Here is a 21,302-nt window from a genome sequence, read left to right as displayed (position 1 = left end):
TTACCGAGCGTTGATATCGGGTTGTGTCCTACGCGTGACTCGTCACGGCCTGGAGTCGGCGGCCTGCTCCGGTACCTTGTGTGGGATGCGAGTGGTTCTGAGGCCGGGCCATCACGGTGTTGCCCCTGGGGCAGCCCCGGATCCGGCGATGCGCGCCGCTCGCAAGGCGGGAAGCAGGACCGTTCCTGCCTGTTCGACTCCCCGCGGCGAGCGTCGCACAGTATGCCGCACGCGTACTCCTTCGCGCTGGAATATGCCCGAAGCGCTTGGCGGGGTGACTGTACGTCAACCATGCTGTCTCCTGAGGGAATCACATTCCGTGAGCCCTTTTCTGACCACGATCGTGGCCCTTGCGAGGCGCGAGGCGATGTGTCCGCCGGTTCGGATGGTGTGAGCGGTGCAGGTGCTTCAAGTGCAGCTGGAGATCAGGCCCGACCCCGCGGAGGTGGGGCGAGCCCGGAGGTGGGCCCGTTCGCGGCTCGCGGGTTCCGGGATAGAGGCCGATGAGCCGCTGGCCGAGACGCTGATCCTGCTCGTCTCGGAGCTGGTCACCAACGCCGTGGTGCACACCGGCCGTCCGGCCGTCCTGCGTCTGTTCGTGCCGGACGCGGCGACCGCGCCGACAGCCGGTGAGCGGGCCGTCGGCGAGGTCGCCGCCACCGTCCGCCTGGAAGTGGCCGATGCCAGCACCCGGGCACCGCGCCCGCGCTGCGCCGACGGCGACGACACCAACGGCCGTGGCCTCGCACTCGTCGACGGTCTCGCCGACCGGTGGGGCTGGAGCGCCGAGGGTGCCGGCAAACGCATCTGGTGCGAGGTGGACCGATGTTCGTCGGCGGCCACCGTCGCCACGGGCTGCGACGCGGCTCCGTTGGTCTCTCCGGCGGTGTCCTCGACCGTGTCTCCGGTCGTGTACGGGGATCTGGCGTACGAGGCCGTCTAGAACCGTGGGGTACCCGGGGTCCAGGGCCCGTCACGCGGGAGCGGGCGCTCGGGCACGGGTGCGCCCGCTGGCGCACGGGTGGCACGGAGTCCAGGGCCCGGGCGTTCGCTGCTGTCGAGTGCGCCGGGCCGTGCTTCCTTCCGTGAGGGTCACAAAGCGCCCTTAAGGTATGAATCCCCGAACAGGTGTTGACGGGGCGTGTCCGTTTCGTCACGCTTGTGTTCAGCGATTCGCCGTGAGGGGACGTCGAGGTCTCCGGTGACGGGAGCCCTCGGCGAGCGCGGATCGTGATTCGGCGTCGGCTCCTGTGGGGCCAGGGGCGGGCGCGCCGGAGAGCCGGATGGCGGCGCGCGACGCCGCGCTCGGGGCGGGGCGGGAGTCCCTTCCGCCCGGGCGTGGTCGCACGTGGGGGAGACGCGCCGCCAACCGGCCCTCGGTTCCCGGGCCTTCGGCTCCAGGTGTCCGGTTCTCGTCAGAGGATCGCGACCGGTGCCACGGGGGTTCCCGTGCCGCCGACGAACGGTTCGGGCATCGCCGACAGCAGGAACGTATGGCGCCCGACTTCTCCACAGGCTGTGGACAACCTTTCGAGATTCCAGTTCTGGCCCTGAAGCATGCCCATCTCGACCAGGTGGAGCCCGTGGACGGGCAGCCACAGATCCTCTATCTCGGGAGGAAATATCTCAAAAGTGAGAGTGTCGTTCGCGACCGCCGCGACATCGCGGGCGTGGAACCACTCCGGGGTGCGCACGGACAGGCCGGGGGAGGGAAAAGCGTACGCCTCCCGGTCGCCCGCGAGGAGGAGCTGGACCTGACCGGTGCGTACGAGGACGATGTCGCCCACGCCGACCTTCGTGCCGCTCATCTCCTCGGCCGCTTCCAGGTTCTCCGGGGTCACCGCGTGCCCGCTGTCGAGGCGCTCCACGCCGAGCGCGCGGGCCACGTCCAGCAGGACACCGCGCGAGACGATGTGCCGGGGCTTGTCGATGCCGGTGAACTCGGCGCCACCGTGTGCCGTGATGCTGTCGGCGGGGCGGCCGTTGTAGAGCTTGCCCGAGTGCGAGACATGACTGAGCGCGTCCCAGTGGGTGGCCGCCTGAAGGCCCATCGTCACGGCGTCGTCGCTGCACGCGATCGTGCCGGGACCGAACAGCTCCTGATTGATCTGCACCATCGTGTGCAGCGGATCGACCCGCCCCGGGATCATCCCCGTCTGTACGCCGCCCTGGCGCAGGGGGAGCGCGAGCGGTACGCGGCGGCCGGAACGGACACTCGCGGCGGCCTCGCGCACGACCTCGTCGGTGATCAGGTTCAGGGTGCCGATCTCGTCGTCGGCACCCCAACGCCCCCAGTTGTTCACGCGCTTGGCGATCTCGTGGAACTCGGCCGGCAGTGACATGAGTCCTCCCCGGGGCTTGTCTCCAGGTATCTGACGGGTCGTAGAATCGAGTCAAATCTAACGGACCGTCAGAAACTGCGGGAAGGGGCCGGGGCGTGGGGAACTTCTTGGCGGACAGGGTCGTCGCCGTGACCGGGGCGGGCCGGGGCATCGGACGCGCGGTGGCACTGGCGGCCGCGGCCGAGGGCGCACGGGTCGTCGTCAACGACTACGGGGTGTCGATCGAGGGCTCGGAGCCGACGAGTTCGGTCGCCGACGCCGTCGTCAAGGAGATCGGGGAGGCCGGCGGGGAAGCGGTGGCGGTGGCCGACGACATCTCCACCATGGCCGGCGGACAGCGGATCGTCGACACCGCCCTGGAGGCGTACGGGCGGCTCGACGGGGTCGTCTGCGTGGCCGGGATCCTGCGCGAACGGATGCTCTTCAACATGTCCGAGGACGAGTGGGACCCGGTGATCGCCACCCATCTGAAGGGCACGTTCACCGTGTTCCGCGCGGCTTCGGCCGTGATGCGCAAGCAGGGTTCGGGCACGCTGATCGGGTTCACCAGCGGCAACCACCAGGGGTCCGTCTCGCAGGCCAACTACAGCGCCGCGAAAGGCGGGATCATCTCGCTCGTCCGCAGCGCCGCGCTCGGGCTCCACAAGTACGGGGTCACGGCGAACGCGGTCGCGCCGGTCGCCCGTACGCGGATGTCGGCGAACGTGCCGATGGAGCTGACGGAGATCGGCGAGCCGGAGGACGTGGCCGCGCTCGTGGTCTACCTGCTGTCCGAGCGGGCCCGGGAGGAGGGGATCACCGGGCAGGTGTACACGGTCGCGGGGCCGAAGATCGCCGTGTGGGCACAGCCGAGGGAACTCCGTTCGGGGTACGCGGAGGGGGGGTGGACGCCTGAGCGGATCGCTGACTTCCTGCCCGGGACTGTTGGGGTGGACCCCATGCCGTTGCTTGCGCGGGTGGCGGAGATGGAGCGGGCGGCTCGCGTCGCCCGCGGTGCGAAGAGGGCGCCGTAGGGGCTGAGGCAATCGGCTGGCGCGGGTCCGCTGTGGCTTGTCGCGCAGTTCCCCGCGCCCCCAAAAAGGGCGGTTGGAGGACACGGTGGAATTCGGGGTCACGTCGGAGGACGAGGCGTTTCGGGGGGAAGTGCGGGGGTGGCTGGCCGGGCATGTTCCCTGGGGCGGGGATCGGCGGGGGTGGGAGCGGACGCTCGGGAAGGACGGGTGGATCGGGATCGGGTGGGGGGCGGAGGGATACGGAAATCGGGCGGTCGGGGTCGGGCGGCAGGTGGTGTGGGCCGAGGAGTACGCACGGGCCCGGGCGCCCGCCCGCAGTGGGCACATCGGGGAGAAGCTCCTCGCTCCCACTCTCATCGCGCACGGGAGCGACGAGCAGAAGGCCCGGTTCCTGCCGCCCATCGCCTCCGGTGACGAACTCTGGTGCCAGGGCTACAGCGAACCCGGGGCCGGATCCGACCTCGCCGGGATCCGTACCGAGGCCGTGCGGGAGGCGGGCACCTATCGGATCAGCGGGCAGAAGATCTGGACCTCGCTGGCGCACGAGGCGGACTGGTGCTTCGTACTGGCGCGAACGGAGGCGGGCTCCCGCAGACATCGCGGGCTGAGTTTCCTCCTCGTACCCATGGACCAGCCCGGCCGGATCGAGGTCAGGCCGATCCGGCAGATGACCGGGACCAGCGAGTTCAACGAGGTCTTCTTCGACGGGGCCCGCGCGAGCGTGGAGCACGTCGTCGGCGCCGAGGGCGACGGCTGGCAGGTCGCGATGAGCCTCCTCGGCTTCGAGCGGGGTGTCTCCACGCTGGCCCAGCAGATCGGCTTCGCACAGGAGCTGGCGCGGGTGGTGGAGGTCGCCGTCGCCACGGGCGCGGCCGACGACCCGGTCGTCCGCGACCTGCTCGTACGGCAGTGGGCCGAGCTGCGCACCATGCGGTGGAACGCCCTGCGGACACTGGGGAGTTCGGCCGACCGGGGTGCCCCCAGTGTGGCCAAGCTGCTGTGGGGCCGGTGGCATCAGCGGCTCGGCGAACTGGCGATGCGGGTACGGGGCGCGGGCGCGGCGGTCGGGCCGGCGGACTGGACGGCCGGGGCGCCGTACCGACTGGACGAGCTCCAGCACCTCTTCCTCTTCAGCCGGGCCGACACCATCTACGGCGGCTCGGACGAGATCCAGCGCACGATCATCGCCGAGCGCGTGCTCGGCCTTCCCCGGGAAGCGAAGGGCTGAGATGGGTGCGACGAGGAGTGTGACATGAGGGGCGTGGTCTTCGACGGCAAGCAGGCCCAGGTGGTGGACGACCTGGAGATACGGGATCCGGGGCCGGGCGAGGTGCTGGTCTCGGTCTCGGCGGCCGGGCTGTGCCACAGCGACCTGTCCGTGGTGGACGGGACCATTCCCTTCCCCGTACCCGTGGTGCTCGGCCATGAGGGCGCGGGCGTCGTGGCGGAGGTGGGCGCCGGGGTCACGCATGTGCAGCCCGGTGACCATGTCTCCCTGTCCACGCTCGCGAACTGCGGTGCGTGCGCCGAGTGCGACCGGGGGCGGCCCACCATGTGCCGCAAGGCCATCGGGATGCCGCAGCGGCCGTTCGTACGCGCCGGACAGCCGCTGTACCAGTTCGCGTCGAACTCCGCCTTCGCCGAACGGACGTTGGTGAAGGCCGTGCAGGCGGTACGGATCCCGAAGGACATCCCGATGGCGTCGGCCGCCCTGATCGGGTGCGGGGTGCTGACGGGGGTCGGGGCCGTGCTGAACCGGGCGCGGGTGGACCACGGGGACAGCGTCGTCGTCATCGGCACGGGCGGGATCGGGCTCAACGTGATCCAGGGCGCGCGGATCGCCGGAGCGGGCACGGTGGTGGCGGTGGACTCGAACCCAGCGAAGGAGGCCGTCGCGCGGCGGTTCGGGGCCGGGCACTTCCTCACCTCCACGGAGGGGGTGCGGGACATCCTGCCGACCGGTGCGGACCATGTCTTCGAGTGCGTGGGCCGGGTCGAGCTCGTACGGCAGGCCGTCGATCTGCTCGACCGGCACGGGCAGGCCGTGCTGCTGGGGGTGCCGCCCGCCGGCGCCGAGGCGTCCTTCCTCGTCTCGTCGATGTATCTGGACAAGTCGATCCTGGGGTGCCGGTACGGGTCTTCTCGGCCGCAGCGGGATGTTGCGCTGTACGCGCGGATGTATGTGGAGGGGCGGTTGTTGCTGGACGAGTTGGTGACGGACACGTATCCGGTGGAGGAGTTCGAGAAGGCTGCGGCCGATGCGGGGGGTGGGCGGGTTGCCCGGGCTGTACTTACCTTCTAGGGCTGCGCCCTAGTACCCCGTCGGGATCGGGATCGGGTTCGGATTTGGCTGCGGGCCGGTGGGGCGGGGCCAAAGGATTGCGCCGTTCCCCGCGCCCCTAAACGACACAAGATTGCGCCGTTCCCCGCGCCCCTAAAAGACTGCGCCGTTCCCCGCGCCCCTAAAGACGCAAGACTGCGCCGTTCCCCGCGCCCCTGGGTAGTAGCGGCGCAGCGGGGGGCCTCAGGTGGTGACCGGTGTCAGCGGAAGGTGCGGCGGTATGCGGTGGGGGTGACGCCCAAGGTTGATTGGAGGTGTTGGCGCATCGACTGGGCCGTGCCGAAGCCGGAGTCCTGCGCGACCTGGTCGATCGAGAGAGCCGTGGACTCCAGGAGGTGCCGCGCGCGTTCGACGCGCTGCTGGGTGAGCCACTGCCCGGGGCTGATCCCGGCCTCCTCCCGGAACCGCCGCGTGAACGTCCGCACCGACATCGCCTCCTGCTCGGCCATGTCCCGCAACTGGATCGGCTCGTGCAACCGGCTCAGCGCCCAGGCACGGGCCGCGATCGTGGACGACAACTGCGCTTCGGGCACGGGCCGTTGGATGTACTGCGCCTGACCGCCGTCCCGGTGCGGAGGCACGACCGTGCGGCGGGCCACCTCGTTGGCGACGGCGGTGCCGTGGTCGCGGCGCACGATGTGGACGCACAGGTCGATGCCCGCCGCGACACCGGCGGAGGTCAGGATGTCCCCGTCGTCGATGAACAGCACGTCGGCGTCGACCAGCACCTTCGGGAAGAGCCGTTGGAAGTGCTCCGCGGACGCCCAGTGCGTGGTCGCCGGACGCCCGTCGAGAAGGCCGGCGGCGGCCAGGACGTACCCGCCGGTGCAGATCGAGACGAGCCGGGTGCCCGGCCGGATCAGGGCGAGGGCCGCGGCCAGCTCCTCCGTGAGCACACCCTCCTCGTGCACCGGGCCGAGCTCGTACGAGGCCGGGATCACGACGGTGTCCGCGGTGGCCAGGGCCTCAGGGCCGTTCCGGACCAGCACGGAGAAGTCGGCGTCCGTCTCGACCGGGCCCGGCGGCCGGACCGAGCAGGTGACGATCTCGTACAGCTTCCGGCCCCGCGTGTCCACGGCGCGGCCGAAGATGCGCTGCGGGATGCCCAGCTCGAAGGGGAGCAGGCCGTCCAGGGCCAGGACGACGACACGGTGCGGGCGGAACGGGGTGTCCGGCGTGCGGGGGGTGTGCGACGTGTTCGTACCCATGGCCCGATCCTAGCGAATGCTGTCCTTCGGGCCACTCGTTCGGGGAGGGCGGAGGACGGAAGCTCGATGACGTGACACAGACAACCGACGCCGCGACGGACGCGGTACCCGCGCAGGACCCCGGAACCGACGTGAGCGGACGTCGGCGGCGCACGCGGGTGCACCGGGCGTGGTTCGTGGCCGCGGTCACCTTCGTGACGATCATCGGCGCGGCGGCCTTCCGCTCCCTGCCCGGCCTGCTGATCGACCCGCTGCACGACGAGTTCCACTGGTCGCGCGGCACCATCGGCCTCGCGGTCTCCGTCAACCTCGCGCTGTACGGGCTGACGGCGCCGTTCGCCGCCGCGCTGATGGACCGGTTCGGCATCCGGCGGGTCGTCGCGCTCGCCCTGATCGTGATCGCGGTCGGCTCCGGCGCCACGGTGTGGATGACCGCCGCGTGGCAGCTGCTGCTGTGCTGGGGGCTGCTCGTCGGGCTGGGCTCCGGCTCGATGGCCCTCGCCTTCGCCGCGACCGTCACGAACCGCTGGTTCACCGAGAAGCGCGGCCTGGTCACCGGCATCCTCACCGCCGCCTCGGCCTCCGGCCAGCTGATCTTCCTGCCGATCCTGTCCTGGATCGTTTCCGAGCACGACTGGCGTCCGGCCGCGGTGACCGTGGCTCTGGCGGCGCTCGCGGTCGTGCCGTTCGTCTGGCTGCTGCTGCGCGACCACCCGGCCGACGTGGGCCTCAAGCCGTACGGGGCGACGGAGTTCGTCGAGAAGCCGCCGCCCGTGCCGGGGGCCGCGCGCCGAGCCGTGAAGGTTCTCTTCTCCGCCGCGCGCACGGGACCCTTCTGGCTGCTCGCGGGGACGTTCGCGATCTGCGGCGCCTCGACCAACGGCCTGATCCAGACCCACTTCGTGCCCGCCGCCCACGACCACCGCATGCCCATCACGGCAGCCGCCTCGCTCCTCGCGGTCATCGGCGTCTTCGACGTCGTCGGCACGATCGCCTCCGGCTGGTTCACGGACCGCTTCGACCCGCGCCGCCTGCTGGCCGTCTACTACGCCCTGCGCGGCGTCTCCCTCCTCTTCCTCCCGCTGCTCCTCGGCCCCTCGGTCCATCCGCCGATGGTCTTCTTCATCGTCTTCTACGGCCTCGACTGGGTCGCCACCGTGCCGCCCACCATCGCCCTGTGCCGTGACCGGTTCGGGGACGACAGCGCGATCGTCTTCGGCTGGGTCCTCGCCTCCCACCAGGTCGGCGCCGCCCTCGTAGCCTTCGTCGGGGGAGTCGTCCGCGACACCTTCGGCGAGTACGACGTGATGTGGTACGCCTCCGGGGCGCTGTGCGCCGTGGCCGCGCTGATGGCGCTGGTGATCCGGCGCGGGGCGGTGCCGGGGAAGGCGGTACTCGCCGGAGGGGCTGCCTGAGCGGGGTGGCGGAGGCGGTCGGGCCGGCCGGGGTCAGTTCGTGAAGCCGCCGAAGCGGCCGCGGTGGAAGAGCAGGGGCGCGTCGCCGTCACCGGTGCCGTCGGGGGTGCCCAGTGCGTCCACCCTGCCCACCACGATCAGGTGGTCGCCGCCCGTGTGGACCGCGTGGATCGTGCAGTCGATCCACGCCGTGGCGCCGGTCAGGCGGGGCGAACCCGAGACCGGCGACGGTTCGTGGGCGACACCGGCGAACTTGTCCGAGCCGCTCACCGCGAAGCCGCGGCACAGGTCGCCCTGGTGCGCGCCCAGGACGTTCACGCAGAAGACGCCCGCGCGGGCGATACGCGGCCAGGTCGTGGACGTACGCGCCACCATGAATGCGATCAGGGGCGGGTCGAGGGAGAGCGCGGCGAAGGACTGACAGGCGAAGCCGGCGGGGCCGGTCGGGGCGGCCTCCGCTTCGGCCTGCGGTTCGACGGTCGGCGGCGGCGCCGGGGCTGTGATGACGGTGACGCCCGTTGCGAAGTTCCCGAGTACGCGGCGGAATTCGGCCGGGTCGATCGGTGCCCGTTCGTCGTCGCCGACCGCGCGCAGGTCCGGACGCGGGAGCGGTTCGACCGGTCCCGCGGCCTTCGGGCCGTCGGCCGACCTCAGGTAGCGGACGGCTGCCGCGGCCATTCCTGCGTGTCCCATCACACCGCCCATTGAAGATGACGGGGCGTCAGATTGGAAGGGGTTCGCCGGGGCGGTGGCGGGTGGGTGGTTCAGCGGCCCTCGAAGCGCGGGTCGCGTCGCTCCACGAACGCCGTTACGCCTTCTGTGGCGTCCGATGTCGTCATGTTGATCTCCTGGGCGTTGGCCTCGGCGGTGAACGCGGTGGCGCGGCCGGAGTCCAGGGAGGCGTTCACCAGTTGTTTGGTGAGGGCCAGGGAGCGGGTGGGGCCGATGGCGAGGCGTTCGGCCCAGGCGCGGGCCGTCTTCTCCAGCTCGTCGTCCGGGACGACCCGGTTGACCAGGCCCAGGCGGTGGGCGTCCGCGGCGGTGAGGGCGTCGCCGAAGAACATCAGCTCCTTCGCCCGTTGCGGGCCGATCAGACGGGGGAGGAGGTAGGCGCCGCCGCCGTCGGGGACCAGGCCGCGGCGTACGAACACCTCGATGAACCTCGCCGATTCCGCGGCGAGGATCAGGTCGCAGGCGTACGCGAGGTGGGCGCCCAGGCCGGCCGCGGTGCCGTTCACCGCCGCGATCACCGGTTTTTCGCAGTCGAGGACCGCGGTGATGAGCCGTTGGGCGCCGTTTCGGATGACTCGGGCGACGTCGCCCGGGAGTCGGCCCCGGTTGCCTTGGGTGCCTCGGAGGTCTGCGCCTGCGCAGAAACCTCGGCCGGTGGCTGTGAGGACGACCGCGCGGGTGTTCGCGTCCGCGGACGCGGTCTCCAGGAGGTGGATGAGGTGGTCTCGTTGGTCGGGGGTGAGGGCGTTCATGGCTTCTGGGCGGTCGAGGGTGATCCAGGAGACGTTGTTGTCGAGGCTGTCGCGTATCAACGGGTGCGCTCCGCTCGGGGTGGGGTGGGTGTCTTCTCGGCCGCGGGCCGGTGGGGGCTGGGTGCGCCGTTCCCCGCGCCCCTGAGGGGGTGGGTGGTCTTGGCCGGGGTGTTGGGTGCGGGTGGGTGGGGGCTTGTCGCGCAGTTCCCCGCGCCCCTTGGGGGTGGGGTTTCGGGTGGGGTGTTGGGTGCTGGTCGGTGGGGGTTGAGCGCGCCGTTCCCCGCGCCCCCAAAGGGCGCCTCGGGCGCCCTGGGGGGCGCGGGGAACTGCGCGGCCAGCCGCCACTCGGCCGCAAGCGAGAACGTATCCGCGGCCACCCCGGCGGAGCCTCGCCCACGTGAGTGCACCGCACAGACCAACCCCCAGGGCCGAGCCCCACGCAGTGGCTAGCGGCAGATCGCCAGGGCGTCCAGGGCAACGGCACCCTGGCCGCGGGGCAGGACCATCAGTGGGTTGATGTCCAGCTCGGATAGTTCGCCGTCCAGTTCGAGGGCCATCCGCTGGACGCGCAGGACGACCTCGACCAGCGCGTCGAGGTCGGCCGGAGGGCGCCCGCGGACACCGTCCAGCAGCGCCCGCCCACGCAGCTCGTCCAGCATCGACCTCGCCTGGTCCTCGCCGAACGGCGGCACCCGAACCGCCGTGTCCTGGAGGACTTCCACCAGAACCCCGCCGAGCCCGACCGTCACCGTCGGACCGAAGAGCTCGTCGTGCGTCACGCCCACGACCATCTCGACACCCGGCTCCACCATCTGGCACACCAGGACCCCGTCGAGCGACACGTCCTCGTAACGGGCGATGTCGGTCAACTCCCGGTACGCGTCCCGTACCTGGCTGGCCGATGTGAGGCCGATCTTCACCAGTCCGAGTTCCGTCTTGTGGGCGAGCCGCGCCCCGGACGCCTTCATGACGACGGGGTAGCCGACGAGCCCGGCCGCCCGGACGGAGGCCGCCGCGCTGGTCACCAACTGCTCGCGCGGCACCCGGATCCCGTACGCGCGCAGCAGTTGTTTCGCCGCGTGCTCGCTCAGCCTGCTGCCCGGCCGCATCAGCGCCTGGGCCTTGCGGCAGGACGGCGACTGGGTGCGGGGCGCCTCGTCGAAGGGGGAGCGGTAGGAGGCGGTGAAGCGGGCGTGCTCCAGGTGGGCCCGTACCGCCGTGATGCAGTTCGCGAAGGTGCGGAAGGTCGCCACGCGGGACGAGCCGAGGAGGGTCTCGCGGTACGCGGGCTCCGTGCCGACCGGTGATCCCCACACCACGCACACCAGTTTGTCCGTCTGTTCCGCCGCGTCCACCAGGTCCTGCGCGAGCCGGTCGCTCATGGGCGGGAAGGGGCCCGTGATCGGACAGATCAGCACCCCGACGGCCGGGTCGGCGAGGATCGCGTCGATGATCTTGCGGCCCCGCCAGTCGCCGACGGGATGGCCGCCGTTGTCGATCGGGTTGGTGACGTCCAGGTACTCGGGTATCCACTGGTGCAGTTCGGCCTGCTTGGCGGAGGAGAGGGCGGGGAGGTGCAGACCCGCCGCCGTCGCAAGGTCGGAGAAGTGCGCGCCCGTGCCGCCGGAGATCGAGTAGACCGCGACGCCCTCGGCCGACGGGGGCCGGGCGCGGGCCAACAGGGCCGCGGTGTCCTGGAGTTCGTCGAGACCGTCGACACGGACGACCCCGTACTGGCGCATCGCGGCGTCCACCACCGCGTCGGCGCCCGTCAGCTTGCCGGTGTGGGAGGCGGCCGTACGCGCGCCCGTCTCGGTGCGGCCGACCTTGACCGCGACCACGGGGACCCCGCGCCGGGCGGCCCGGTCGGCGGAGAGGAGGAAGGAACGGCCGTCCTTGAGGCCCTCGACATAACAGGCGATGGCGCCCACCTCGGGCTGTTCGGAGAAGTAGGAGATGAAGTCGGCGCTCTCCAGGTCGGCCTCGTTGCCGGTGGGCGCCCAGTGGGAGAGGCGGATGCCGAGTTCCTGGAGGGTGAAGACGGGGCGGCCCTGGTGTCCCGACTGGGTGATCAGGGCGATCGCCGGTCCGTCCAGGTCGTCGCGGAACTTCTCGAAGGCGTTGAGGTTGGTGTTCGGGCCGAGCAGCCGCAGGCCGGAGCGGAGTCCCGAGCGCCGTACGGCGTCGGCGAGCCTGGCCTGTGCGGCGGCGCCCTCCGCCCCGGTCTCTGCGAACCCGGAGGCGAAGGCGACCGCGAACCGCACCTTCGTCTCGGCGAGTTGCTCGATCACGGGCAGTGGATCGGATACCAGCAGCACGGCCAGGTCGACCTGTTCGGGCAGGTCCGCGACCGAGGGGACGCAGCGCAGGCCGAAGACGGACTCGCGGGTCGGGTGCACCGGGTGCAGCCGGGCACCGACCCGCTCCGCCCAGGCGAGCAACTGGCGGGTGATGCCGGTGTTCGGGCGTCCTTCGGCGTCCGAGGCGCCGACGACTGCCACCGATTCGGGGTGGAAGAAGCGGTCCAGATCGGGTACACCGGCGTACAGCGGCCGGCCGCTGACGTCGAGGTCGTCGGTGGCGGCCGGCCTGCCGTGCACGGCAGGGGCCGGTTGCTCGCCGCAGGCGATGACCCTGGCCCGGCGGGAGTCGGTGGTGAGGGTGCCGTGGGTTGATCCAAGCATCGGTCCGCCCGCTCCTGTGTGGCTGCCAATAACTGACGCAGCGTCAGATCAGGCCAGATTACTGAACTGACGTCGCGTCAGGAACGGGTCTGCAAGCAAAGAAGTTGTGGCGGCCACAGGTATGGCCGCCACAACGTCCTGCTCGGTGCTCGGTGCTCGGTGCTCGGTGCTTAGTGCTTGGCGCTTGGTCTTGGGACCCGCTACTTGGTCCTGCGGTCCGTGCCGCTCCTGTGGTCGGCGCAGCCGGACTTCGTCTCGGCCGTGCTCTTGAGCCGGTTCACCCAGTCGTTCAGGCCGGCGTCGAGGGCGGCCTGGTTACCGGGGATGTCGGCCTCGACGGGAGCGCCCGCCCAGGATTCCTCCGTGGTGGCGAGCACACCGCCCTTGACCTGCTTGAAGGTGAACAGGTGCACGCCGTCGATGCCGTTGACGGGCGCGGCCCACGCGGTGCAGCGGCCCTGCTCGACCGCCGTGACGGTCGACGTGACCTTCATGTTCTGGGGGGACCACTCGAAGACCGCACCCGGTCGCAGCGGTCCCGGCGTCTTCTTCCGCGCCGGGGTGATCTCCGGTATCCAGGTCTCCCACGCGTCGATGTCGGTGTGCAGCTTCCAGACCGTTTTCAGGGGCGCCTCGATGACGACGCTCGCGCGGCTGACGACCGGTGCGTTCTTGGCGACGGTCACGCCGCGGCATTCCTGGAAGGCCGTCCCGGAGCCGGGCCGCGCCTCGTGCGCCGCTGCCACGGCCGGTACGGACAGCGTCGTGGCGGTGGCCACCGCGGCGACGGCCATGCCCTGCATGAGCCTGGTGAGTGACTTCATCGATTTCATCGGGTCGGTCTCGATCTCTTTCTCGGTGGTTCTGCGGGGGTCCTGCCGGGCGCACGGTCAGGCGCACGGCCCGTCGTTTCGGGCTTCCGCGGTGGTCTTCAGCTCGCGGAGCCACTCTTCGAGTCCCGCGCCGAGCATCGCTGTCGCCAGGGGGACGTCCGCCTCGACCTGGGCGCCGGTCCAGGTCTCCTCGGTCTGTATGCGTACGCCGCCCTTGACCTTGGTGAAGTTCCAGACGTGGACGCCCTCGTCGATCCGCAGCCCCTCGCCGACCGCAGGACCGCTCCAGCGGATGCAGGAGTTGCGTTCGAGCTGGCGGACGGTGGAGGTGATGTTCAGCGTGGTCTCGGGTGTGCTGGGGGTGGCGGGCGCCGGGGTCGTCCACCGGAACTGCGAGCCCGCGCGGAGCGGACCGTGGTCGAGGCGCTTCGAGGAGAGGACCGGCGCCTGCCACGACGGCCAGCCTTCGACGTCGGTCTGCAGCTTGAAGACGGTGCTCAGCGGAGCCTTGATCACGACGTCGGTCCGGTAGCGGATGAGGGCGTCGGGGTCCACGCCCTTGCCCTGGCACTTGAGCCCGCCGGTGTGGTGCGCGGTCCCCGTCCGGGCGGGGGTGGCCTGGGCGGGGCCGGTGCTCACGAGGACGCCGACGGCGGCGAGTGCGGCCGTGACCGTCACCGCGGTGGCACGTGCGCGCGTCCGGGGCCGGGGCCGGGGCCGGGCTGACGAGAGGGCGGGGCTGTCGATGGGCATGGCGTTCCTGTCTTTGTGGGTGACGTGGGTGACGTGTGTGACGTCGGTGGTGTGGGTGATGCGGGTGGTGTCAGGCGCGCCGCGGCTGTCCCGGGTGGGAGTTGAGGCGGCGGCGTTCGAGGACCGCGGCGATGGCGTAGGCGCCGCCGCCGGCGATGGTGAGGACCCAGTAGAAGCCGGGGGTCCCGAGGAGCAGGGCCGCGGTGGAGGTCAGCGCGAGCCAGGTGCCGAGGGCGTAGTGGAGCAGGTTGCGGCGCTGGGCGCCTTCGGCGATGTAGAGCAGACCGACCACGAAGCCGGAACCGGTGGGCCAGAGCAAGGACTGCACATCGGGCAGGTCGAGCGTGGCCGCCAGGCCCGTGATGGCGAGGAACAGGGCGGCGAAGGCGGTGACCCAGGCGGCGCCGAGGAGTTGGCCGGAGAGTACGTCGTCGGGTTCGGTGGCGGCCCGCTGGGCGCGGAGGGCGGCCACGGTGGCCTGGACGGTGCCGACGGCGAGCCCTGCGCCGAGGAGCGCCATGGGCAGCCATCCGGGCAGGTCGAGCAGGGGGCTGTCGCCCTTCGAGAGTGCGGCGGACCCGTGGCCGAGCAGATAGGCGAGCCCGAAGCTGATGTAGGTCGCACGGTTGTCGACGTCGCCCTGGCGGCGTACCGCGGCCGAGGGGCCGGTGACGGTGGTGGCGGGCGCGACGGCGATTGCGGCAGTCGTGGCGGCGCTGGCAGTGGTGACGGACATGGCGGATACCTCCGGGGGGCGGGATGAGGGGCGCGGGGCGGCGGCGCGCGGGCGGGGGCGATGGCCGCGGGGCTGGATGCGAGGGGCGCGCAAGGCGGTTGGCGCGCAAAGCGGTTGGGCTCGGGGCGGTCGGGCTCAGGGCGGTGGCGAACCGGCCGCGGTGCTCAAGGCGTCACACCTCGGGAACGATGACGATCTTTCCGGCGACGGTGCGGGTCTCGGCGAGGGCCAGCGCCGCGGCGGTGTCCGAGAGCGGGATCCTCGCGGCGATCTGCGGGGTGAGGGCGCCGTCGGCGACCAGGCGCAGCACCTGGGCGAGGTCCTCGTTCATCCGCTGCTGCCAGGACGTCCGGCAACGCCGCTTGCCGGCCCAGAAGTTGTAGAACTGCGCGCTCTTGCCGTTGGGCAGGGAGTTCCACGCGGCGAGCCGCGCGAACAGCTTCAGCACCGGCAGCTGGGAGTTGCCCTCGTTGTCCTTGGTGGCCGCGCTGCCGTAGGAGACCAGGGCTCCGCCCCGGCGCAGCAGCTGCCAGGACTGCTCCACGCCGGCGCCGCCGACATGGTCGAACACCGCGTCGACGCCGTCCGGCGCGAGCTCCCGGATCCGCTCGTACATCTGCGGGTCGCGGTAGTCGACCGGGGTCGCGCCCAGTTCGCACACGGTCGCGTGGTGGCGGGCCGACGCCGTGCCGATCACGGTGATCCCGGCGTGGCGGGCCAGCTGTACGAGGGTGGAGCCGACGCCGCCGTTGGCGCCCAGCACCACGATCGTGCCGCCGGTACGGACCTTGGCGATGCGGTGCAGCATCTGCCAGGCGGTGATGCCGTTGACGACCACGGTCTCCGCGTCGGCCGCGTCCACCTCGTCCGGTACGGGCATCAGGTCCACGGCGTCGACGAGGAGATGGCTGGCCCACGCGCCGGTCTTGGTGACCGCGGCGAACCGGCGCCCGACGAGCGCGGCGTCCACCTCCGGGCCGGCCGCGGTCACGGTGCCGACCACGTCGTAGCCGGGCACGAAGGGGAACGGCGGCTGGTCGTAGTACGTGCCGCGGCGCATCTGCTGCTCGGCGAAGGAGACGCCGGTCGCGTCCATCCGCAGGACGACCTGGCCCTTGGCCGGGGCCGGAAGGTCGCGGGTCCGGAGCTCCAGGCCGTCCGGCTCGACCAGGCCGGGCAGGACGATCTCGGTGGCTGTGACGGTGCTGTTCATGGCGTACCCCTAAAGGCTTCTGCTACGGATCTCGGCCGCAGGTTCCTGCTGTGTGCTTACGGTCGTAAGGCTATACGTGTTAGTTCACGGGCGGCAAGGGGGTGCGGCCATAAACTTCGCGGTGTAAGGCAACGGGGTGGAGGTCGCTGTGCGGTCCTGCGGCCGACGACCTCCGCCTGAGGGGCCGGGGGGCCGGGGGGGGGCTGGACCGGTGTCCTTGGTGCCGAGCCGAGCCGAGCGGTGCCGTGCCGGGCCCGGCTGTGGCTGTCGGCGACTACCGGCCGAGGTCGGTGAGGGCGCTGCTGCCCGTATGGGAGGGGAGCGCCGCGACCAGCCGTACGAGTTCCGGGTCGGTCTCGTAGTGGCGCCTCTGCAGTTCCGCGATCCGGGCGCCGAACTCCGGGTCGGGGTCGTCCGTGATGTCGTACGACTCGAACTTCTCCATCAGGGGGAGCGCGAACCGTTCGGACCTGGTGTGGGCCGGGTGGATCAGGTACTCCCAGTAGCCGGCCAGGTCGTCCAGGACGAAGAACGCGTTCCAGTCGAACGCGCCGCCGTACTCACGGCCCACGAAGTACGACTTCACCGCGGGGATGGTCCGGCCCTGCTCGTGCAGGATCGCCAGCGCCTCCTCGAACTGCTCCGGGGTGATGCCTTCCTTCAGCTTGATCCGGTTGCCGTGGTAGATCATCGAGCTCTTCCTTCGGTTGGTCGGGCGACCAGACTTGTACCGACGCGCACCCCCTCGCGTCGGTGAAGTTCACCTACCGGCCGACGGCCGTCGTCGCATGGGTGATCACCGCACGGCGGTCACCGCGCGGGTGCTCGCGGCAGGGGCGGTCACCGCTGACGCGCGCCGGGGCGGCGGTCCGTGCCCGCCGAGGGGCCGCATGCCCGGGTGGCGGCGGCTCGCCTAACCTGTGCGCCATGAAGTCGGCTCACCCCCACGGTCAACTCATCGGCAGGCAGGCCGAGATGACGCGCATCGACGAGCTGACCGGCGCCGCGCGCGAGGGACTGGGCGTGGCCCTGGTCCTGCGCGGTGAGGCGGGCATCGGCAAGAGCGCGCTGCTGGACCACGCCCGGCGAACCGCTTCCGGGTTCCTCGCCGTCCGGGCGTCCGGGGCGGAGTACGAGAGGGAGTTGCCGTTCGCCGCCCTCCACCAGCTCTGCGTGCCGATGCTGAGGCACCTCGCCGAACTGCCCGCCCCGCACCGCGAGGTCCTGCGGAACGCGTTCGGGCTGGCCACGAGCGCCCCGGACGTGTTCCGCATCGGTGTGGCGACCCTGGAACTGCTGTCCCGCGCGGCCCGTGAACGCCCCCTGCTGTGCCTGATCGACGACGCCCAGTGGCTGGACACCGCCTCGTCGAAGGTGCTGACCTTTCTCGCCCGGCGGATCTCCTGTGAGCCTGTCGCCATGATGTTCGCGCTCCGGCCGCACCGCGCGGAGACGGAGGGCCGACGGGGTGCAGGGGGTGGGCTGGACGAACTGCCCGGGCTGCTCGTCGGCGGGCTGAGCGACACCGACGCGCGGACGTTGCTGGCGGCGCAGAGCCATGCGCCGCTCGACGACCAGGTGCGCCGCCGGATCACGGCCGAGGCGCGGGGAAACCCCCTGGCGCTGCTGGAACTCCCCAGGTCCGGTGGGTTCGCGCCGCCTGACACGTCGTCGGTGCCGACCCGGATCGAGCGCGGTTTCCGGGCCAGGCTGGCCGGTCTGCCGGACGGAGCACGGCTGTTGCTGACCGTCGCGAGCGCCGATCCGACCGGTGACCCCGGCCTGCTGTGGCCCGCCGCGCGGCTTCTGGACCTCGACCCGAGGACGGTCGGCGAGGCCGCCGCCGCCACCGGTCTCGTCGAGTTCTCCACCCGCGTCCGCTTCTGCCACCCGCTGGCCCGGTCCGCTGTCTACCGGGCCGCGGAGGCGGAACAGCGCCGCACGGCCCACCGGGTGCTGGCCGAGGTGACCGACCCGGCCGTGGACCCCGACCGGCGCGCCTGGCACCGCGCCCAGGCCGGGGCGGGACCGGACGAGGACGTCGCCGCCGAGCTGGAACGCTCCGCGGCCCGCGCCCGGTCACGCGGCGGCGTGGCAGCCGCGGCGGCCTTCCTCGAACGCGCTGCGGCCCTCTCGGTGGACACCGCCAAACGCACCGAACGCACGCTCACGGCCGTACGGGCCAAGCTCGACGCGGGCATCACCGACACCGCGGTCGACCTTCTGTCGACTGTCGAGAACGCGCCTCTGGACGAACTCCAGCACGCCAGGGTCGATCTGCTGCGAGGACGGATCGCCTTCGTGCGGCACAACGACGGCGACGGCCCGATGTTCATGCTGCGCGCCGCGCAACGGCTTTCTGGACCGGACCCGCAGTGGTCCCGCGACTGTTTCCTGGACGCGCTCGAAATGAGCCTGGTCGTCGGCCGGGCCACCGGTGTGATGGACAGGGTCCTGGCGGCGGCACGGTCCACGGCGCCGCCCTCCCGTTCGCCGGACGTCCTGGACGCGTTGATCAGGCTGGGCACGGACGGACACCGGGCCGCGGTACCCCTGATCCGCGGTGCCCTCGACGGCGACGGCGCTCCGATGTGGACCCGGCGGCCCGCACTCGCCGTCGTGCTGGCGGGCGAACTGTGGGATCCGCACACCCATGCGGCGATCACCGAGTGGCTGATGAGGACCGGCCGTGAGTCGGGTTCGCCGCTCGTGCTGCGTCTGGGCCTCGCCCAGCTGACGTCCTGGGCGGTGCTGTCCGGCGACCTCGGGCAGGCGATGGCCGCGATCGCCGAGGAGGAGGCGATCGCGGACGCGGTGGGCGGGCCCCCGGTGACGTACCACCGGCTGCAACTGGCCGCGTTGCGCGGCCGTCGTCAGGAGGCGCTGCGGCTGTTCGAGTCGGCCACCGAGGCGGCGGCGGTGAGCGGCGCCGGGCAGCTGATCGCCAACACCCACTGGGCGGCGGCCGTGCTGCACAACGGCCTGGGCGAGTACCCGGCCGCGCTCACGGCGGCCCGGCAGGCCGTCGCGAACGGCGACCTCTTCCTCGCGGGCTTCTCCCTGCCCGAGCTGGTGGAGGCGGCCGTCGGGTGCGGTGAGCACGACGCCGCCGTCAGCGCCCTGGACGCCCTGACCGAGCGCACCGACGCCAGTGGGACCAGCTCGGGCCTGGGTATCGCGGCATACGCGCGCGGGCTGGTGACCGGGGTCGAGGACCACTACCGGGAGGCCGTCGAGCACCTGGAGAAGAGCCCCATGGTCCCTTACCGGGCCAGGGCCCATCTCCTGTACGGGCAGTGGCTGCGGCGCGAGGGCCGCAGGCGTGACTGCCGACGCCATCTGCGTACCGCCCACGAGCTGTTGTCCGAGGCCGGCGTCGAGGCGTTCGCCCGGCGGGCCGCGGACGAACTGCGTGCCAGCGGGGAGAAGGCCCCCGGCCGGTCCGGGTCCGCCTACGACCGGCTGACCGCACAGGAGTTGTACATCGCGCGGCTGGTCGCCACCGGTGCGACGTCCAAGGAGGTCGCCTCCCGGCTGTTCCTCAGCCCGCGCACGATCGACGCCCATCTGCGCAGCATCTTCCGCAAGCTCGGCGTCACTTCCCGCCGACAGCTCCGGGATCATCCGGGCCTGGGTCTCTGAGCCCGGCATCCGGGGCGCGGTGTTCGAACCCCGGTGTCCGAGGGGGTGCGAGTCCCTGGCAGGTGCTGCGGGTTCACACCAGATGGGACAGGGGCAAGGCGAGCCGCTGGACGATGTCGGCAGGCCAGGGGAACGCGGGGGCGATGGCTCGCTGGTGGGCGAGCCCGTGCAGGCCCAGCCACAGCGCGACCGCGTCGGCGGCCGGATCGATGCCGATGCCGCGCCCCGCGGCGAGACAGTCGGCGAGGCAACCGAGGAAGCAACCGGTGAAGTCTCCGGCGCGGCAACCACCGCAGCCGTCGGTGCGGCAACCGGTGAAGCCGTCGGCGCGGCAGTCGTTGAAGCCGGTGGTGCGGCAGTCGGTGCCGCTGTCGGTGCGGGCCCGCGTCGCCTTCCTGTCCCGGGGACCCGGACCGTCGGAGGCGGCGGCGCGAGGGTTCCACGTGCCGCCGAACATGACGCGGTACCGCTCGGGGTGGTCACGGGCGAAGTCCAGATAGGCCCGGCAGGCGGTGTTCAGGCGCTCCTGGGGGTCGTCGCCCGCTTGGTCGAGGGCGGACCGGATCCGTACGGAGAGCCCGGCGAAGGCCTGCCGCATCACCTGGAGCACGAGGGCGGGCCGGTCATGGAAGTGCGGGTAGATCGAGGGCGCGGCGATCCCGGCCCTGCGGGCGACGGCGCGCAGGGTCACGGCGCGCTCGTCCCCGTCGGCGTCGAGCAGTTCGGCCGCGGCGGCCAGGATCTCGGCGCGGAGCCCGGCCCCCTCGCCGCGACGGTTCCTCGGGCGGGCCGGGGGCGGTCCGGTGGCGCCGCCCGCGATGGTGATGCCGCTCATGCTGCTTCCGATCCACTGGGTCGCCGGTAAGCTAACGAATGTAAGCCTAGAGTCGTCTCCCAGTCCACCGCAAGGCGAACGGTCTTAAGCTTCGAGGTGTAAGGTAACGGTATGGGAGACGACACAGCAGCGACACCCGTCCGCGTCCGCAACCGCAGAGGAGAGGGGGACCGGCTGCGCCACGAGATCGTGGCGGCGGCGGTCGAACTGCTCGACGAGACCGGTGACGAGAGCGCCATCACCCTGCGCTCCGTCGCCCGCAAGGTGGGCATCGCCGCCCCCTCGATCTACCGCCACTTCCCCGATCAGCCCGCCATCATGCTGGCCGTGGTGCGCAACGCCTTCGCCGAGCTGGACGAGCGGCTGGGCGCGGCCGTGGACGCGGCCGACGACTCGCCCCGCGCGCGGCTCACGGCCCTGTGCCAGGGGTATCTGGGGTTCGCCGAGGCCCATCCGGGGCGCTACCGCACGATGTTCGGCGGGTTCTGGATGCCGGATCCGGGCGCGAGTTCCGTTACGGCGGAGGACCTCGGCTCGCTCGGCGAGGCGAGCATGCGGCGGCTGGCCGAAGCCCTCCAGGACTGCGTCACCGCCGGCTGTGCCACCAGTACGGACGTGCCCGCGGACACGGTCGCGCTCTGGCTCGGCCTGCACGGACTCGCCCACCAGCGGGCGGTCGCCCCCTCGTTCCCCTGGCCGCCGGACATCGAGGAACGGGTCATCACCACGCTCGCGCACTTCCACGGCGACGAGGGCGGCCAGGGCGAGTAGTCGCGGCGAGCGGCGCCCGGCGACTGCCGGCG

General features: G+C 71.8%; 18 protein-coding genes. 7 read left to right on the top strand and 11 right to left on the bottom strand.

Translation table 11 applies throughout. The features are described from left to right. Nucleotides 1-412: 412 nt before the first annotated feature. The gene (locus tag OHS59_RS20245; RefSeq protein ID WP_328499285.1) at nucleotides 413-943 is read left to right on the top strand and encodes an ATP-binding protein; all 531 of its coding nucleotides are present in this window, start codon (nucleotides 413-415) and stop codon (nucleotides 941-943) included. A gap of 472 nt (nucleotides 944-1,415) precedes the next feature. Here OHS59_RS20245 and OHS59_RS20240 read toward each other — a convergent pair whose 3' ends face one another. Continuing rightward, nucleotides 1,416-2,342, bottom strand: coding sequence for a cyclase family protein (locus OHS59_RS20240; protein ID WP_328494822.1), 927 nt, complete (start codon nucleotides 2,340-2,342; stop codon nucleotides 1,416-1,418). Nucleotides 2,343-2,437: 95 nt separating this feature from the next. Between OHS59_RS20240 and OHS59_RS20235 the strand changes: the two genes are divergently transcribed. The 3 genes from OHS59_RS20235 (at nucleotide 2,438) to OHS59_RS20225 (ending at nucleotide 5,657) form a co-directional block, all read left to right on the top strand. Further along, nucleotides 2,438-3,355, top strand: coding sequence for an SDR family oxidoreductase (locus tag OHS59_RS20235; RefSeq protein ID WP_328494821.1), 918 nt, complete (start codon nucleotides 2,438-2,440; stop codon nucleotides 3,353-3,355). Between the two features lie 85 nt (nucleotides 3,356-3,440). Then, nucleotides 3,441-4,583: an acyl-CoA dehydrogenase family protein gene (locus OHS59_RS20230; protein ID WP_328494820.1), complete on the top strand. Its 1,143-nt coding sequence runs from the start codon at nucleotides 3,441-3,443 to the stop codon at nucleotides 4,581-4,583. Between the two features lie 24 nt (nucleotides 4,584-4,607). Beyond that, nucleotides 4,608-5,657 carry a Zn-dependent alcohol dehydrogenase gene (locus OHS59_RS20225; RefSeq protein WP_328494819.1) on the top strand — a complete coding sequence of 350 codons (1,050 nt, stop codon included), beginning with the start codon at nucleotides 4,608-4,610 and terminating at the stop codon, nucleotides 5,655-5,657. A 239-nt stretch (nucleotides 5,658-5,896) separates the two neighbouring features. Here the strand turns inward: OHS59_RS20225 and OHS59_RS20220 are convergent, their stop codons facing one another. Continuing rightward, nucleotides 5,897-6,904, bottom strand: a complete 1,008-nt coding sequence (locus tag OHS59_RS20220) for a GlxA family transcriptional regulator (RefSeq protein ID WP_328494818.1) — start codon at nucleotides 6,902-6,904, stop codon at nucleotides 5,897-5,899. Between the two features lie 71 nt (nucleotides 6,905-6,975). Between OHS59_RS20220 and OHS59_RS20215 the strand changes: the two genes are divergently transcribed. Beyond that, complete coding sequence (locus OHS59_RS20215) at nucleotides 6,976-8,319, top strand: MFS transporter (RefSeq protein ID WP_328494817.1); 1,344 nt, start codon at nucleotides 6,976-6,978, stop codon at nucleotides 8,317-8,319. A gap of 33 nt (nucleotides 8,320-8,352) precedes the next feature. On the opposite strand, the gene OHS59_RS20210 is transcribed toward OHS59_RS20215, so the two are convergent. The 8 genes from OHS59_RS20210 to OHS59_RS20175 form a co-directional block, all read right to left on the bottom strand. After that, nucleotides 8,353-9,012 (bottom strand): flavin reductase family protein, encoded by a 660-nt coding sequence (locus OHS59_RS20210; RefSeq protein WP_328494816.1) that lies wholly within the window; start codon nucleotides 9,010-9,012, stop codon nucleotides 8,353-8,355. Between the two features lie 71 nt (nucleotides 9,013-9,083). After that, a complete protein-coding gene (locus OHS59_RS20205; RefSeq protein WP_328499284.1) occupies nucleotides 9,084-9,803 on the bottom strand; it encodes an enoyl-CoA hydratase/isomerase family protein in 720 nt (239 codons plus the stop codon). 446 nt (nucleotides 9,804-10,249) lie between these two features. Further along, nucleotides 10,250-12,487: an acetate--CoA ligase family protein gene (locus OHS59_RS20200; RefSeq protein WP_328494815.1), complete on the bottom strand. Its 2,238-nt coding sequence runs from the start codon at nucleotides 12,485-12,487 to the stop codon at nucleotides 10,250-10,252. 200 nt (nucleotides 12,488-12,687) lie between these two features. Next, nucleotides 12,688-13,311: an SRPBCC family protein gene (locus OHS59_RS20195; RefSeq protein WP_328494814.1), complete on the bottom strand. Its 624-nt coding sequence runs from the start codon at nucleotides 13,309-13,311 to the stop codon at nucleotides 12,688-12,690. A 66-nt stretch (nucleotides 13,312-13,377) separates the two neighbouring features. Beyond that, nucleotides 13,378-14,073, bottom strand: a complete 696-nt coding sequence (locus OHS59_RS20190; protein WP_328494813.1) for an SRPBCC family protein — start codon at nucleotides 14,071-14,073, stop codon at nucleotides 13,378-13,380. Nucleotides 14,074-14,143: 70 nt separating this feature from the next. After that, complete coding sequence (locus OHS59_RS20185) at nucleotides 14,144-14,809, bottom strand: ABC transporter permease (protein ID WP_328494812.1); 666 nt, start codon at nucleotides 14,807-14,809, stop codon at nucleotides 14,144-14,146. A gap of 172 nt (nucleotides 14,810-14,981) precedes the next feature. Further along, nucleotides 14,982-16,022, bottom strand: coding sequence for a medium chain dehydrogenase/reductase family protein (locus OHS59_RS20180; protein WP_328494811.1), 1,041 nt, complete (start codon nucleotides 16,020-16,022; stop codon nucleotides 14,982-14,984). Between the two features lie 274 nt (nucleotides 16,023-16,296). Then, a complete protein-coding gene (locus tag OHS59_RS20175) occupies nucleotides 16,297-16,713 on the bottom strand; it encodes a Dabb family protein (RefSeq protein ID WP_328494810.1) in 417 nt (138 codons plus the stop codon). 236 nt (nucleotides 16,714-16,949) lie between these two features. Between OHS59_RS20175 and OHS59_RS20170 the strand changes: the two genes are divergently transcribed. Then, the gene (locus tag OHS59_RS20170; protein WP_328494809.1) at nucleotides 16,950-19,664 is read left to right on the top strand and encodes an ATP-binding protein; all 2,715 of its coding nucleotides are present in this window, start codon (nucleotides 16,950-16,952) and stop codon (nucleotides 19,662-19,664) included. A 73-nt stretch (nucleotides 19,665-19,737) separates the two neighbouring features. On the opposite strand, the gene OHS59_RS20165 is transcribed toward OHS59_RS20170, so the two are convergent. Continuing rightward, the gene (locus OHS59_RS20165) at nucleotides 19,738-20,499 is read right to left on the bottom strand and encodes a TetR/AcrR family transcriptional regulator (protein ID WP_328494808.1); all 762 of its coding nucleotides are present in this window, start codon (nucleotides 20,497-20,499) and stop codon (nucleotides 19,738-19,740) included. Between the two features lie 111 nt (nucleotides 20,500-20,610). Here OHS59_RS20165 and OHS59_RS20160 point away from each other — a divergent pair, with 111 nt between their 5' ends. Next, the gene (locus OHS59_RS20160; protein WP_328494807.1) at nucleotides 20,611-21,270 is read left to right on the top strand and encodes a TetR/AcrR family transcriptional regulator; all 660 of its coding nucleotides are present in this window, start codon (nucleotides 20,611-20,613) and stop codon (nucleotides 21,268-21,270) included. Nucleotides 21,271-21,302: the final 32 nt, after the last annotated feature.

This window comes from Streptomyces sp. NBC_00414 (assembly GCF_036038375.1).
GTDB lineage: Bacteria > Actinomycetota > Actinomycetes > Streptomycetales > Streptomycetaceae > Streptomyces.
This window is presented reverse-complemented; position numbering and strand designations above follow the sequence as displayed.